The organism is Streptosporangium sp. H13245 (genome assembly GCF_055690525.1).
Genome location: NZ_JBSZKT010000001.1, coordinates 355,285 through 370,960 on the forward strand (window position 1 = coordinate 355,285; position 15,676 = coordinate 370,960).

The 15,676-nt window shown below is 73.0% G+C and carries 10 protein-coding genes and 1 pseudogene; 6 read left to right on the plus strand and 5 right to left on the minus strand.

Annotation, left to right across the window (positions count from 1 at the left end):
* Positions 1-33: 33 nt before the first annotated feature.
* Entirely contained in the window at positions 34-975 is a 942-nt protein-coding gene (locus tag ACW9TB_RS01655; RefSeq protein WP_472746097.1) for a hypothetical protein, read from the minus strand.
* 273 nt (positions 976-1,248) lie between these two features.
* Here ACW9TB_RS01655 and ACW9TB_RS01660 point away from each other — a divergent pair, with 273 nt between their 5' ends.
* From ACW9TB_RS01660 to ACW9TB_RS01675, 4 genes are all read left to right on the plus strand, one after another.
* Positions 1,249-2,487, plus strand: a complete 1,239-nt coding sequence (locus tag ACW9TB_RS01660) for a sensor histidine kinase (RefSeq protein ID WP_472746098.1) — start codon at positions 1,249-1,251, stop codon at positions 2,485-2,487.
* On the plus strand, positions 2,478-3,119 hold the full coding sequence (locus ACW9TB_RS01665) for a response regulator transcription factor (protein WP_472746099.1): 642 nt from the start codon (positions 2,478-2,480) through the stop codon (positions 3,117-3,119). The genes ACW9TB_RS01660 and ACW9TB_RS01665 overlap by 10 nt, the downstream gene beginning before the upstream one ends.
* Before the next feature lie 4 nt (positions 3,120-3,123).
* A complete protein-coding gene (locus tag ACW9TB_RS01670; protein WP_472746100.1) occupies positions 3,124-3,927 on the plus strand; it encodes a DUF4097 family beta strand repeat-containing protein in 804 nt (267 codons plus the stop codon).
* A gap of 245 nt (positions 3,928-4,172) precedes the next feature.
* Positions 4,173-4,802, plus strand: a complete 630-nt coding sequence (locus ACW9TB_RS01675; protein WP_472746101.1) for a TetR/AcrR family transcriptional regulator — start codon at positions 4,173-4,175, stop codon at positions 4,800-4,802.
* Between the two features lie 46 nt (positions 4,803-4,848).
* Here ACW9TB_RS01675 and ACW9TB_RS01680 read toward each other — a convergent pair whose 3' ends face one another.
* Genes ACW9TB_RS01680 through ACW9TB_RS01690 form a run of 3 tightly spaced genes read right to left on the minus strand, consistent with a single transcriptional unit; the run spans position 4,849 to position 7,978 of the window.
* The gene (locus ACW9TB_RS01680; RefSeq protein WP_472746102.1) at positions 4,849-5,508 is read right to left on the minus strand and encodes a response regulator; all 660 of its coding nucleotides are present in this window, start codon (positions 5,506-5,508) and stop codon (positions 4,849-4,851) included.
* Positions 5,505-6,527 carry a sensor histidine kinase gene (locus tag ACW9TB_RS01685; protein ID WP_472746522.1) on the minus strand — a complete coding sequence of 341 codons (1,023 nt, stop codon included), beginning with the start codon at positions 6,525-6,527 and terminating at the stop codon, positions 5,505-5,507. Before ACW9TB_RS01685 ends, ACW9TB_RS01680 begins: the two co-directional genes overlap by 4 nt.
* Before the next feature lie 11 nt (positions 6,528-6,538).
* On the minus strand, positions 6,539-7,978 hold the full coding sequence (locus ACW9TB_RS01690; RefSeq protein ID WP_472746103.1) for a serine hydrolase domain-containing protein: 1,440 nt from the start codon (positions 7,976-7,978) through the stop codon (positions 6,539-6,541).
* Positions 7,979-8,529: 551 nt separating this feature from the next.
* Between ACW9TB_RS01690 and ACW9TB_RS01695 the strand changes: the two are divergent.
* Both ACW9TB_RS01695 and ACW9TB_RS01700 read left to right on the plus strand, forming a co-directional pair.
* Positions 8,530-9,933 (plus strand): annotated as a pseudogene (locus tag ACW9TB_RS01695) (GH1 family beta-glucosidase); the annotation flags it as partial.
* Between the two features lie 33 nt (positions 9,934-9,966).
* Positions 9,967-10,941, plus strand: coding sequence for a LacI family DNA-binding transcriptional regulator (locus ACW9TB_RS01700; protein ID WP_472746523.1), 975 nt, complete (start codon positions 9,967-9,969; stop codon positions 10,939-10,941).
* Positions 10,942-11,197: 256 nt separating this feature from the next.
* Here the strand turns inward: ACW9TB_RS01700 and ACW9TB_RS01705 are convergent, their stop codons facing one another.
* Positions 11,198-14,959, minus strand: coding sequence for an nSTAND1 domain-containing NTPase (locus ACW9TB_RS01705; protein ID WP_472746104.1), 3,762 nt, complete (start codon positions 14,957-14,959; stop codon positions 11,198-11,200).
* Positions 14,960-15,676: the final 717 nt, after the last annotated feature.

Genomic DNA, 15,676 nt, shown 5'->3' on the forward strand with positions numbered 1-15,676 from the left:
AGTGACGCCTAGGTGGTCCGGTGCGGCCTCCGGTCAGGGGTTCCGGTGCCGTTCCCGGGTCGGGGGGTGTGACAGTTCTTCGGCGAGACCGGCCTCCGGGTCGGCGAGCCCGTCGCTCCGGAACAGCGCGCGGGCCGCCTCCCGCGCCCCGCCGTCCTCCCGTGCCCTCGTGACGAACTCCTCCGGGGTCCGCCCGAACAGGCGCCGCAGTTTCGCGGAGCGCGCCAGCAGGTGCCCGATCAGCTCCGGCTGGGGAGCGAGACGCAGCGGCTCGCCCTCCTCGTCCACCAGGCATCCGTGCCTGCCCGCGTAGACGTGGCACGCCGGGAGGGCCTCCCCCGAGGGGAGGGTCACGGGGAAGGAGGACGGGGGCAGCGGGAGCCGGAGGTAGTTCGGCTCGGTCGCGTCCAGCGCGGCGAGCTGGGCGTCGTCCACCCACACCACGAACAGGAGCGACGCCCCCGGCACCCTGACGGGCGCGGCGGGCAGGTACGCGCTCCGGCTGACGTGCGCCGACACCCCCGGGGCGACGCCGCGCACGGTGGCCGGGGTGAGCGGGACCACGGGCCGGATCCCGGCGGCGGTGAACTTGCGGTGCAGCTGGCCCGGCGCGGCGTTGGACCCCACCGCGACCACCGGGTGGCGCGCCTCTATCGGCCCCGCGCCGAGGCCCGCCAGGTGATCGGCCAGCCGTGTCTCCCGGCTCCCGGACCTCACCCTCCGGCCGCCGAGAGGCCCGGCCTCCTCGGACATCGGCAGGAAGCGGCCGTCGGCCAGCAGCCCCGCTCCCGGGGGGAGGCGGCCGGGGTAGGTCAGCGGCGCGGCCATCGGATCGTCGGCGAGAAGCCCGGAAGGGCCAGAGGGGCCGGAGGGGTCCACAGTGCCGGGAGGTACGGGGAGTACGGCCTGGCCGGGAGGCGGCCGGTTTATCGTCCGTCCCGCGTCATGCCGGTCGACATGCTCGCGGGGGTCCATGGCCCAAGGGTAGGCGAAGCAGACAAATGGATCTTTACTTCACCTTCACGCGGCCTTGTCGTCCGTCCCCCGTCATGCAGGTTGACATGCACGCGGGGTTTCATGGCCCCAAGGTAGGCGAACGCCTTCGTGCGGGACGGGGGCGTTTCCCGTGACGGAATCACCGGCCCCCGCGATGGAATCCCCGGTTCGCGCGATGGTGGGGTTTGCCTCACCTTTTTCCGGGATACCTCGCCCCTGTGTCCGGGCCGTCCCGGTCCCTACGGTGGTCCTATGACCGCCATCGAGATGACCACCCCCTGGGAGAGGATCAGCGCCCACTGGTCCGCACGGGCCTGGCTCCGTACCGTGCACCTGGTGACGGGCGTGCCGATCGCGCTGCTGGGCGCGGGGGTGATCTCGGCGCTGGTGGCGGCGTCGGTGATCCTGGTGTGGACCGTGGTGGTCCCCGTGATCGCGCTGCTGCTGCTCTTCTGGGTCGTCCGGCTGCTCACCCGGGTGCAGCGGTCCCGGTTCGCCGCCTTCCTCGGTGTCGACATCCTCCCGGTCCCGCGCCGCGCCCTGAGTATGAACCCGTTCAGGCGGCTGCTCCAGGAGGCCAGGACGCGGAGCGCCTGGCGTCGGCTCGCGTACCACCTGCTGACGCCGCTGATCAGCGGCGTCGGCGCCTTCTCGGTCGTCGGGGCGTGGGCGGGCGGCCTGCTCACGGCCGCGCTCGCCGTACGGTACTGGGCGATGGAGGAGACCTGGCGGAGCGTGGTGTTCGTCCTCGTCTCGGGGGCCCTGCTCGTCGCGGGGCCGTGGCTGGCCCGGGGGTTCGCGGTGCTGGACGTGCTCGCCGCCGAGGCCCTGCTCGGCCCCAGCCTGAGCGACCAGCTGGTCCAGCGGGTCGAGACGCTGCGGGAGAGCCGCGCCGAGGTGGTCGACGCCGCGGACGCCGAGCGCCGCCGCATCGAACGGGATCTGCACGACGGTACCCAGCAGCGGCTGGTGTCGCTCGCGATGAACCTGGGCATGGCCCGCGCCACCCTCACCGACCTGCCGGAACCCGCCCGCGAGGTGATCGTCCAGGCACACGAGGAGGCCAAGCAGGCCCTGAAGGAGCTGCGCGACTTCGTCCGGGGGCTGCACCCCGCCGTACTCAACGACCAGGGCCTGGACGCGGCGCTGTCCGGCCTCGCCGTGCGGGCCCCGTTCCCCGTACGGCTGAGCGTCGACATCTCCGAGCGGGCCTCTCCCACGGTCGAGGCGGTGGCGTTCTTCGTCGTGTCCGAGGCGCTGACCAACATCGCCAAGCACGCGAGGGCGTCCGGCGCCGAGGTCACCGTCGACCGCGTCGGCGACCGTCTCCACGTGGCCGTCGGCGACGACGGCCAGGGCGGCGCGGACCCGGACCGGGGGACCGGCCTGCGCGGCCTGGCCCGCCGGGTCGGCTCCGTGGACGGCATCCTGTACGTCGACAGCCCGCTCGGCGGGCCGACGACGATCAGAGTGGAGCTACCGTGCGCGTAGTGCTCGCCGAGGACTCCGTACTGCTGAGGGAGGGGCTCGTCCGCCTGCTCGGCTCGGCGGGCATCGAGGTCGTGGCCGCCGTGGCCGACGCGGAGGGACTGCTGCGCGCCGTGGACGAGCACGAACCCGACCTCGTCGTCACCGACGTGCGGATGCCGCCCTCGCACACCGACGAGGGCCTGCGCGCGGCGCTCGTCCTGCGCCGCCAGCGGCCGACGCTCGCGATCCTCGTGCTCTCCCAGTACGTCGAGGAGCGCTACGCCACCCAGCTGCTGTCCACCGCGACCAGCGGGATCGGCTACCTGCTCAAGGACCGGGTGGCCGACGTCGAGGAGTTCCTCGACGCGCTGCGCCGGATCGCCGCCGGGGGCACCGCCCTGGACCCCGAGGTGGTCGCCCAGCTGCTGCTGCGCAGGCACAGCGACCCGCTGGACCGGCTGACCCGCAGGGAGCACGAGGTGCTGTCGCTGATCGCGGAGGGCCGCTCCAACACCGGGATCGCCGAGGCCCTGGTGGTGTCCGAGAGCGCGGTCGGCAAGCACATCAACAACATCTTCACCAAGCTCGACCTCTCCGGCGCCGACAAGGACCACCGCCGGGTGCTCGCCGTCCTGCGATTCCTGAAGGTTTGAGACCATGCCGATACGAAACACCGTCCGGACCGTCTGGCTGGTCGCCGGAGGGACGCTCACCGCGCTCGTCGTAGCCTTCACCGCCCTGGCGGCGTGGGCCGAGATCATGGCGGAGCGCCCGACCATCGAGACCACGACGCTGTCCCGGGACCTCACCGGGCCGGGGATCGTCGTGGAGACCACGGGCTACGTCAACGTCTCGTTCGTGCCGGGGGCGGTCAAGCGGCTGGACCTGGAGCGGACGCTCGTCTGGATTCGGAACCGGCCCGTGGTCACCGAGGAGTGGGACGGGCGGACGCTCAAGCTCGACGTCCACTGCCCCGGCAGCGACCATCCCGGCGGCTTCGTCTGCCAGGCCGACTACATCCTGCGCGTACCCGCCGCCACCGACGTCGAGGCGGTGTCCCGCCGCCTCGGGACCGTGTCGGTGAGCGGGATCCAGGGCGACCTGCGCCTCTCCACCACCACGGGCGACGTGATCGTGGACGACACGGGGGGCGCGCTGCGGGTACGGGCGCGGACGGGGAACGTGATCGGCACCGGCCTCGGGTCCGCCGGGGCCGACGTCGAGACCAGCACGGGAGACATCGACCTGAGGTTCACGGCACCGCCTGGCACCGTCGACGCCGTGGTGAAGGCGGCCGGGAACGTGCGGCTCAGGGTGCCGGACGGGGAGACGTACCGGGAGGGCTACGACGTGCGGACCGGCACCGGGAACGCGATCGTCGACGTGCGGCGCGACCCGGCGGCCCCGCGCCGGATCACCACCCTGACGGAGGCGGGCCAGCTGAGCATCCTGCCGTCCTGACCTGCGGCCCGCCCCCTGGCCGGGGCGGGTCGGCTGAGCATCCTGCCGTCCTGACCTACGATTCGCCGCCCCGCTGGGCATCCTGCCGTTCTCGGCCCACGGTCCGCCGCCCCGCTGGGCGTCCTGCCATTCCTCGCCCGCGGTCCGTCGCCTCGCGCCGGGGCGGGGTATTGCGCACACAGGTTTGACCAGGTCGAAACCAGTGCCGGGGCGTCTCCGTCCGTGCGGGGGACTTGAATCGAGTCATGGTTCCCGCCGACGACCCGCAGAGCCGAGCGGTCATCGACATCGCGACGCGGCTCTTCGCGGCGTTCGGCTACGACGGCACGTCACTGCAGGGGATAGCGGAGGCGGCCGGGGAGGATCCGGCGTGGGTGCAACGGCGGTTCGGTGACAAGCACGATCTCTATCTCGCCGTCATCGACCACGCCAGCCGGGCGGAACAGGCGGTCGTGAAGGACGCGCTCAGCACGCTCCCCGCCGCCGATCCCGAGGGGGTCGCCGCCGCCATGTACGGGCTCTCCGAGCGCTACCTGGAGTTCTGCCTCACCAACCCGCAGATCCCCGCGCTGTGGATGCACCGCTGGCTCGGCGACGCCGCCGACATCCCCGACCTGGAGCGGATCTACTCGGTCCCCCTCATCAACTTCACCCGCGACGCGCTGCGCTCCGCCGCCAGGGCCGGGCTGATCGACGACCAGGTGGACCTGGGCCTGATGGTGCGTACGCTGATCTGGAGCGTGTACGGGTTCCTGCACGGCGAGACGATCGCCGAGGGGGACCGCTCCGTCTCCTCGGACCCGCAGGCGCGGCAGCGTTTCCTGGCCCATCACCGCCAGCTGGTCGATCGCATGCTGAGACTCCCCGGCGCCTGAGAACGGTGTGCCCGCCGGGTCCGTGCCGTCCCGGGAGGGGGCCGACTCAGGTGTCCCCCGGCACCAGACCCGCCTCGTAGGCGATGATCGCCGCCTGGACGCGGTTGTTCAGGCCGAGCCGGAGCAGGATGGCGCTGACGTGGGACTTGACGGTGCCCTGCGAGAGGAACAGCTCGCGGCCGATGTCCTGGTTGGACATGCCCTGGCCGACGAGTGCCAGTACTTCGCGCTCCCGCGCGGTCAGCGACCTCACGTGCCCGCGTGCCGCCCCCGCCCTGGAGAGCCTGCCGCCGCCCAGCTGCGCGATGACCTTCCGCGCGATCCTCGGCGACAGGTACGCCGCGCCGTCGGCGACCGCGCGCAACCCGATGATCAGTTCGCGGGGGTCCGCGGCTTTCAGCAGGAAGCCGCTCGCCCCCTCGTCGAGCGCCCTGGAGACGTACTCGTCCTCGTCGAACGTGGTCAGCATGACGACCGCGACCTCCGGCATGGTGACGCGCAGCTCGGCCGCGGCGGACAGGCCGTCGAGGCGGGGCATCCGGACGTCCAGCAGCGCGATGTCCGGCCGGTGCGCGCGTACCAGCTCGACCGCCTCGCGCCCGTCGGCGGCCTCGGCGACCACTTCGATGCTCTCGTCGGTGGCCAGGATCGCCTTCACCCCTGCCCTGATCATGGCCTCGTCGTCGGCCAGCACCACCCGGATCATCGGCTTCCCTCCTCTTCTCTCCCGTCGGGCTCTCTCCCGCCGGGTTGGAACCCGTCCCGGCCGGACGGGAACCGCGCCGTCACGGTGAACCCGCCGTCATGGGGACCGGCCCGCAGGGTGCCTCCGAGCAACCGCACCCGCTCGCGCAGCCCCGCGATCCCGCTCCCCGTGCCGGTGCCGCTCACCGGCACAGGGAGCGGCACGACACGGGCCGCGGAGTTGGACACGGTGACGGTGACCGTGTCGCGGGTCCGTTCGACGCGGACGAGCACGTCCGCGTCCGGGGCGTGGCGGGCGGCGTTGGTCAGCGACTCCCGTACGACCCGGTGCGCGGCCCTGTCCACCAGCGGTGGCAGGGGCGCCCGCTCTCCGGCGTGGTGGAGGTCGACCGTCATCCCGGCGCCACGTGCGCGGTCCACCAGCGCCTCGATGGACTCGTCCGGCGGCTCGGTCGAAACGGCGCCGGTCTCGCGCAGCACCCCGAGGGTGTGGCGGAGCCTGTCGGTCGCGGTGACCGCGGAGGCTCGCAGCTGAGCCGCCGCCTCCCGGTTCGGCGGGGTCATGTCGGCGGCCAGTTCCAGGGCTCCGGCGCGCAGGGCGATCAGTGCCAGTTCGTGGCCGAGCGAGTCGTGCATGTCCTCGGCGATACGGGCGCGCTCGCGAAGGGTGACGCGCTCGGTGAGGAACTCCCGCTCCCGCCCGAGCCGGGCGACCCGCTCCCGGCCCGCCTCCAGCAGGTCGGCCTGCTGCCGCTGGAAACGGCCCACCAGCCACGGCAGCACCACGAAGAGGCCGAGAGCCGCCAGCGCACCGGCACCCGTCGCGAAGTCCGCCACGGCGTAGACGGCCCCGGGCACCGCGAGAACGGCCAGGAGCAGCCAGCTCCGCCGTACGGGCAGGTGGCGTCCGTGCAGATAGGCGGCCACGGCCAGCACCACAAAGAGAAGCTGCCGCCACAGCGGGATACTGTCGAGGTGCAACCCGCTGATCAGGGCGGATTCCACGATAACCGCCAGCATCACACCGTTTCTCACCTTTCCGACACTACCGACCGTAGCCTCGCCAGCCGCATCGCGGCGGTGACGGCCCCCGCCACAGCCACGACCGTGAAGGTGATCGTCATCGGCGCGGCGAAGTAGGTGAGTTGCTCCCAGGTGACCGTCCGGCCGTTCATCAGAAAGGAGATCAGCCACGGGTACCCGGCGAACAGTACGACCGGCAGCAGCGCCGGTGCCAGCCGCAGCCCGACCCGCCAGCCGGGGCTCCCGGCTCTCCGGCCCGCCCAGCGGCGAGACCGCAGCACGCCGAGCGCCCCCAGGGCCGCCGCCGCCAGCGCGATCAGCCCCAGGACCAGTTCGAACACCTGCCGGTCGCCGCCCGGCACGTCGGGCGTACCGCCCCGGCTCATCGCGACGAGGCCGGTGAGCACGTCGTAGGTGTCGTCGTGGAGGGCGGCACCGTTGGTCATGACCGCGAAGCCGTACCCCGTGTCCGGGGCGATCGCCTCCACGGCCGTGTAGGTGAACAGGTTGCCCGAGTGCACGAGCAGCCTGGTGCCGCCCACCCTCTCCTCGCCCCAGCCCATGCCGTAGTCGTGCACGGCGGACGGCGCGTGCATGGTCCTCAGGCTCTCCGGCGTCACCAGCCGCTTCCCGCCGCCGGTCTGACCCATCAGCCACCTGCCCATGTCGGCGGCGTTGGTGACGACGCCGCCCGCACCGCCGTCGCGGAAGCCCGGCAGCTCGGGGCGCGCCACCCAGGCGCCGTACACCGAGTTGAATCCCTCGGACGGTTTGACGACGCCGTCTCCGACGGCGCTGCCCGTCATACCGAGCGGGCCGAAGACACGCCGCTCCATGTAGTCGCCGAAGCTCCCGCCCGCGACGACCTCGACCAGCCTGGCGGCCACGTCGTAGTTGACGTTGCAGTACTCCCAGCGCGTACCGGGGTCGGCGGCCAGCGTGCCGGTGCCCAGCGCGGACACGTACCCGGCGAGCGACGTGGCCGCCCGCGTCGCGCCGATGTCGACGGTGGTGTCGGACAGGCCCGAGGTCTGGTTGAGCAGCTGCCGCACGGTGATCCCGGCTGCGCGCCGATCGGCCAGGCGGAACTCCGGCAGCCGCCTGGCGACCGGCTCGTCCAGCGAGATCCTGCCGTCGTCGACCAGCGTCATGACGGCCATGGCGGTGAACGACTTGCTGACCGAGGCGACACGCATCGGGGTTCTCTCGGTGACCGGTTCGCCGCCCGAATCCCGCCCGAATCCACCGGCGTACACGATCTCGCCCCCGTGGGTCACGACGGCGGACATCCCCGGCAGCCCGGTGGACTCCATGGTCCTGCCGAGGTAGGCGTCGACGGCGGCCGGGGTCAGCCCGGTGGCGGGTGGCGCGGCCCGCGCGACGGGAGTCGCGGCAAGGGCCGCAACCAGGCCGGTCGCCGCCGCCAGGTGGATGAGCTTGTGTTTCATAGGGAGAACCTAGAAACCTCCGGGCTCGGAAAGATCCGACGATCGGCCACCGCCACCCCTGACCAAAGTCGGACTCGGCGACGGGCCACGGCCGGATCTCCCGCCGGAAACCCACGGAACCGCCCGGCGTACTCGCCCTTTCCCGGTGTACTCACCCTTTCCTGCGCATTCACCTCCTCCCGGCGCCCTCGTCCTTTCGGCGTACTCCTCTTTTCCCGGCATACGCGGCCTTTCCTGCGTACCCGCCGGAAAGGCCGAGCGCTGCCGTCCCCGGTGCCGGGTCGCCCTTCACGTCGTCCGATCCCGCCACGTTCCGGCGGGGGCTCCACGAGCGGGGCGTGTCCGGTGCAGGTGGCATCGGCCACCGTGTCGACGATCATGAACGCGAGCGAGGTGGGAGCGCGCCCACGCGGGTTGGGATATACCCTCGACGCCAGGCCGCGACCGTTCCATGATGTCGGTAGGACGTTTCCACCGGCCGGGACGACGGCGGCCTCGCCACCGCCCCGCGCGTCCCGGCAGTCGCGAGAACCAACGGGGGTTTTCGAAGGATGACCGCAACGACCATCTCGGCCCGGGGCGAGACCCTGGCCTTTCCCCAGGGCTTCGTCTGGGGGGCGGCCACCGCCGCGTACCAGATCGAGGGCGCCGCCCACGACGGAGGGCGCGGCACGTCGATCTGGGACACGTTCTCCCACACGCCGGGAAGGATCGCCGACGGCCACACCGGTGACGTGGCCTGCGACCACTACCACCGCTACGCCGACGACGTCCGGACGATGGCGGACCTGGGCCTCGGGGCCTACCGGTTCTCGGTGGCGTGGCCCAGGATCCAGCCGTCGGGCTCGGGGCCCGCCGTCGCCGCCGGGCTCGACTTCTACGACCGGCTGGTGGACGAGCTGCTGGCGGCCGACATCGCGCCGTACGTGACGCTCTACCACTGGGACCTCCCCCAGGCGCTGGAGGATCGGGGCGGGTGGACCGACCGCGACACGGCCTACCGCTTCGCCGACCTCACGCGGATCGTGCACGACCGGCTCGGCGACCGCGTCGGGACGTGGATGACGATCAACGAGCCGTGGGTGGCCGCGGTGCTGGGGTACGGCATCGGCATCCACGCGCCGGGCCGGGCGTCGGCCGCGGAGGCCTTCCGCGCCTCCCACCACCTCCTGCTGGCCCACGGGCTGGGCGCCCGGGTGCTGCGCGACGCGGGCGCCCGCGAGATCGCCCTCACCCTGAACCTCACGCCGGTGATGACCCCCGGCCAGGTGAGCGACCCCGACCTCGTCCCGTCCGCCGAGGACGCGGAGGCGGTGAACCGCATCGACTGCCTCATCAACCGGCAGTTCCTCGACCCCGCCCTGCGCGGGAAGTATCCCGACCCGGTGCTCGCCATCATGGAGCGGATGGGCGGGACCGACCACATCCGCGACGGCGACCTCGAAACGATCAACCAGCCCGTCGACCTGCTCGGGATCAACTACTACACCCCCTGCGTCGTGAGGTCCGAGCCGGGCGAACCGGCCAACGCCGCCTACCCCGGCAGCGAGGACATCCTGTTCAGCGGCACCCACGCCCCGACGACGGCGATGGGCTGGGCGATCGTGCCGACCGGGCTCTCCCAGCTGCTCACCCGGCTCTCGCGCGACTACCCCGAGGTCGGCCTGCTCGTCACTGAGAACGGCGCCGCGTTCGACGACGTGGTGACGGGCGACCGTGTGCACGACACCGACAGGACCGCCTTCTTCGAGGGCCACCTGAGGGCCGCGCACGCCGCGATCGAGACCGGCGCCGACCTGCGCGGCTTCCTGGTCTGGTCGCTGATGGACAACTTCGAGTGGGCCGAGGGCTACAACAAGCGCTTCGGGATCGTGCACGTCGACTTCGAGACGCAGCGGCGGCTGCCCAAGGACAGCGCGCTGTGGTACCGCGAGGTGATCCGGCACAACGGGCTGCGCCGCGAGCGTGCCAGGCGCCCCACCCTGGAGGTGGTCGCCGCCCGCGCCGGTGTGTCCCGGTCGACCGTCTCCCGGGTGATCAACGGTGAGGGCACGGTCAGCGACGAGTTCCGCGCCATCGTCATGCACGCCGTCAACGAGCTGGGCTACGTCCCCAACTCGGCGGCCCGCAGCCTGGTGACCCGGCGTACCGACTCGGTCGCGCTGGTCGTCTCCGGCTCCCCCGCCGGGGCCCGCGCCGACGACCCGCTGTTCTCGGCGACCATCCGCTCGGCCACCCGGGAGCTGGAGGATTCGGGCAAACGCGTCACCCTCATGCTCGCCGACTCGACGGCCGGTCGTCTCAGGGTGGAGCAGTACGCCGCCTCGGGGCACCTCGACGGGGTGGTGCTCGTGTCGGCGCACGGCGCCGACCCGCTGCCCGCCGCGCTCGCCCGTACGGGCATCCCCGTCGTCTCGCTGGGCAGGCCCGCGGTGGCGACACGGACCCCGTACGCCGACGTCGACAACGTGGGCGGCGCCGCCTCGGCGGTGAGGCACCTGTTCGACCGGGGACGTCGGCGGATCGCCGCGATCGCCGGGCCTCCCGACGCGATCACCGCGCAGGAACGGCTCAGGGGCTACCGCGAGGCCCTGCGCGACACCGGGCACCGGTCGATCATCGCCGTCGGCGACCTCACCCTCGCCTCGGGCGCGGAGGCGATGCGCCAGCTCCTGCACGACGACCCGGCGCTCGACGCGGTCTTCGCGGCGGGCGACCTGATGGCGATCGGCGCTCTGCGGGTGCTGAGCGAGTCGGGGCGGCGGGTGCCGGACGACATCGCGATCGCCGGGTTCGACGACATCGAGGCCGCCTCCTACGCCGTGCCCGCGCTCACCACGGTACGCGCGCCCAGGGAGGAGCAGGCACGGGCGGCGGTACGCCTGCTCCTCCGCCAGATCGACGGCGGCCCCGTGTCGTCGACGATCCTGCCCACGGAGCTGGTCGTCCGGGAGTCCACCTGACGCGTTGACCGCGCCCCGCGCCCACCGGAGGGGGTGCGGGTCCACCGGGCACACGGGTCCCCAGGCGCACGGGTCCTCCAGGCGCACGCGAGCTTCTCCCGGGCGCACGTGGCTTCTCCCGGGCGCGGTGCTTCGCGAAGGGCGCGGTGGTTCCCGAAGGGCGCGGTGGTTCCCGAAGGGCGCGGTGGTTCCCGAAGGGCGCGGTGGTTCCCGAAGGGCGCGGTGGTTCGCGGGCCGGAGCCGGAGGGGGCGGTGGTCAGCCGGAGGTCTGGAGGAGGGCCTTGCGCTCGTCCGGGGTCAGCTCGCGGACGGTGTGGTCGCGGGCGAGCCCGAGCACCTGGTCCATCGGGCCGCACACGTCGCACCGCCAGACCCGGACGGTGGCGTCGCCGTGCGCGGTGACCAGGTGGCGGCCGTCGCGCCCGAACTCCACGCTCTCGACGGAGGCGCCGTGGCCGTGGAAGACCACGGGCTCGCCCCGGCCGGTCGCCGCCCACACCCTGACGGTGTTGTCGTTGCCGCCGCTCGCCACCCACTGCCCGTCGGGGCTGAAGGACACGCTCCACACCAAACCCTGGTGGCCGCGGAGCACCACCGGCTCGCCGCGCCCCGAGGCGTCCCACACCCGGACCGTGCCGTCGCTGCCGCCGCTGGCCACCCGCCGCCCGTCCGGGCTGAAGGAGACGCCCCACACCAGTCCCTGATGCCCGTGGAGCACCACCGGCTCTTCGTGCCCCGAGACGTCCCACACCCGGACCGTGCCGTCCTCGCCCGCGCTCGCGACCCGCCGCCCGTCGGGGCTGAACGCGACGTACCTGACCGCTCCCCGGTGGCCGCGGAGCACGAGTGGCTCCCCGCGCCCCGAGGCGTCCCAGACGCGGGCCGTACCGTCGCTGCCCGCGCTCGCCACCCGCCGCCCGTCCGGGCTGAACGCGACGCCCCACACCGTCCCGAGGTGGCCGTGGAGGGGCACCGGGCCGCCGCGTCCGGAGGCGTCCCAGACACGGACCACACCGTCCTCCACCGCGCCCACGACCCGCTTCCCGTCCGGGCTGAACGCGACGCCGAGCACCTCCCCGCCGCCGGGGCGCAGCACGACCGCGCCGCCCTGGCCGGTGACGTTCCCGACGCGGACCGTGCCGTCGCTGCCCGCGCTCGCCACCCACCGCCCGTCGGGGCTGAGCTCGGCGCTCCAGACCTCCCCGATGTGACCGCGCACGATGGTCGCGTCCCCGGCCGCCGCCACGTCCCACATCCGCACGGTGCCGTCGTCGCTCGCGCTGACGAGTGTCCGGCCGTCGGGGCTGAACGCGGCGCTCCACACCGTGCCCCGGTGACCGCTCAGCACCAGGGGGGCGATGGTGCCGTCCGCGCCCCAGACATGGATCGTGCCGTCGTTGCCGACGCTGGCGATCCGCCCGTCACGGCCGAACGCCACCCCCTCCACGGTGCCGTCGTGCCCGCGCAGCACCGTGGAGGGGGTGGCGTGCCCGCGCGGCAGCCCGGAGGGGCCGTCGCCGGGCACGTCCCACACCCGCACGGTGCCGTCGGTGCTGGCACTCGCCAGGCGGTTGCCGTCCGGACTGAACGCCACACCCTCCACCGAGTTCTCGTGTCCGCGCAGCACCGTGGGCCCCGTACCGCCCTCCGGGTCCCACAGCCGTACCGTGCCGTCGCCGCCCCCGGTGGCGAGGCGCCTGCCGTCCGGGCTGAACGCCACGCCCAGGACCCGCCCCTCGTGACCTCGCAGGACCACCGGCGCGTCACCCCCGGCCAGGTCCCACACCCGTACCGTGCCGTCGTCCCCGGCGTCGGCCAGGTGCCGCCCGTCGGGGCTGAAGGACACGTTCCAGACCGGCCCCTTGTGACCTCGCAGGATCTCGGGCACGTCGTCACCGGCCAGGTCCCACATCCGCACCGTGCCGTCGATGCCCCCGGCGGCCAGATAGCGCCCGTCGGGGCTGAACACCGGGTTCCACGCCTCGCCGTCGTGTCCCCGCAGCACGATCGGGTTCCCCGGCGCCACGCCCTTCTTGTCCATCCGCCACACCCGTACGGTCCCGTCGCCGCTGCCCGCGGCCAGGAGGCGCCCGTCCGGGGAGAAGGTGGCGCCGCAGACCTTGCCACCGGCGACGGGCAGGATGGAACTCACCCGGGAGTCGACGACGGCCTGCCTGAGGACCGAGGCGGCCTCGACCGTGGAACTGACCTCGTACGCCCGCTGGGCCATCAGGAGGCCGAGCTGGGGATCGAGCTGGAGCCTGCCGCGGGCGTCGGCGGCGAGCTGACGGGAGTAGGCGAGCTCCTGCCCGCGCCGGGCCCGGTCCGCCATGACGAGGGCCATCACGGCCAGCGCGCAGACCACCACCCCGACCATCGTCGTACCGACCAGCAGCAGCCGGGCCCGCCTGCCGCTCGCGGCGCGCTCACGGGCCTCGCGCGCCCGCGCGGCCTCCAGGAAGGCGCGTTCCAGGTCGTTGAGCCGGTCGAGCTCGCGGCCCTCCCAGGCGGTCAGGCGTATTCCCCGGTAGAGGAGCTCGTCCTCGCGCCCGTGCTGCCCCCACTCCGCGGCGGCCTCGGTGAGGCGCCGGTGGAGCCGTACGAACTCCCGGTCCTCGGCGAGCCAGCCCCGCAGCCTGGGCCAGGAGCGGATGACCGCCTCGTGCGCCACCTGGACGCTGTCCTCGTCGACGGTGAGCAGCCGGGCCTCGGTGAGCCTGGTCAGCACGGTCGCCACCGCCGTGCCGTTCGGGCCGGACAGCAGTTCGTCGGGGGCGACGCGGCGGCGGGTGTCCTGGGTGCCCTCGCCCAGCGCCGTGAGGCGCAGGAACACGTTCTTGACCAGGTGCCGCTCCCGGTCGCCGGACTCGTCGTAGACCCGCTCGGCGCTCTGCGCGATGGCCCCCTGGATGCCCCCGGCCGCGCGGTACCCGGCCAGCGTCATCGCGTCGCCCCTGCGCCGCTTCCACGTCTCCAGCAGCGCGTGCGAGAGCAGCGGCAACGCCCCCGGCTCCCTGCGGCAGTCGCCCAGGATCGCCTCGACCAGCGCCCGGTCGACCCTGAGCCCGGCGCGGGCCGCCGGTCCCGTGACCACCTGGCGCAGGTCGTCCTCGTCCATGGGCCCGATCAGCAGCTGCCGGTCGCGCAGCGCGGCCACCAGCGGCGGGTGTTCCGCACACCGGGCGTAGAAGTCCGCGCGGACCCCCAGGACCACCCGCGTCCGGTCGCCGTCGTCCGCCGCGGCGAGCAGCCAGTCGAGGAAGGCCACCCGTTCCCGCTCGTCGCCGCAGAGAGTGAAGACCTCCTCGAACTGGTCGACCACGATCACGGCGCGCGCCGACCTCGGCCGTCCCTCCAGCAGCTGCCCGACGTCGAGGCGGGCGCTCGCGTGCCCGGCCGTCAGCCCCGCGTGGAGTGAGGAGGCGCTGACGCCCGTCGCGTTCGCCAGGCCTATCGCGAGTTCTTCCAGCGGGTGCTCGCCCGGGGTCAGCAGCAGCGTCGGCCACGTCTTGCTGCCCGGCAGGGCTCCGCCCCACAGCGCCGGTAGGAGACCCGCCCGCAGCAGCGACGACTTCCCGCTCCCCGACGGGCCGAAGACCGCCAGCAGGGAGGTGCCCTCCAGCCGCGTACACAGCTCGGCGACCAGGTCCTTCCGCCCGAAGAACCGGTCGGCGTCGCCGGGGTCGAAGGTCACGAGTCCCAGGTACGGGGCGTCCTCGCCCTCCTTGGCCCGCTCGGCGGCGTCCGCGGAGGCGAACTCCGCGGCCAGCGTCCGCCACCGCTTCTCCCAGGCCGCGGGGTCGCCGCCGCACGCCTCGACGTAGGCCAGGGTCACCGCGAGAGTGGGGAAGATCTCTCCCCCGGCCGCCTCCGACAGCGCCGTCACCGAGTAGTGCGCGCGCCGGGCCAGCTCACGGTAGCTCGGCCCTCCCGCCGCCGCCCGCAACCGCCGCAGTTCCGACGCGAAGCGCTGTAGCGGGCTCGCGTCGGGATCGAGAGCCCTCTCGGGTCGCCCCATTCACCCCCCGGTGGCATGCGATCGTCGTTGTCTTCTCCAGCAGCTCAATTCTGGACAAGCGATTCCGAACAAGCGAGATGCAACCATGCCTGACCGTACGGGTCTAGGGGGTGGGCTGAATCACCGGATCGGCACCCGTCGAAAACGACGTCGCCATTACGCGCCTTATCTTCATGGACGTCCCCGGTGGGCGTATTTACGCTGACGAATGTCCCCGGTGGGCGTTTTTACCTTCGCGGATATCCCCGGTGGGCGCCTCACCCTCGCGGACGCCCCGGTGACCGACTCACCCCCGCACCGGCCCCGGTGAAAAAACGGTGCGGGGGTTCTCGTGCCACCCTTTCGACATCGTTCTCGTACGATCCGGCGGCGAAGCACAGGCTTCTCCGTTCCTCGTCGGAGGACCGGTGCCCGGGTACCGCCCGGAGCGGTCCCGGCCTGCGGACCGAGACCACCCCGGACGGAATCCGATGCCCGTAGGCAGTACTTGTGCGTCGCCCTGCCACGTTCCCCGCCACGTGCCACCCGCGAGGGACGATCCGTACCCCACCTGTTTAACGGTCCGGGCTTTGTCCAGCACAGGTCTGGCGGACTGGACAAACAACATGCCCCCGCGGACGCGAAGCGGCCCGGACGGGAAACAGTGCGAGGAGACGGTACGGGAGGCAAAGGGGACGGGAGAGACAGGGAGACGGTGAAAACGGGCGAAGGACGTGA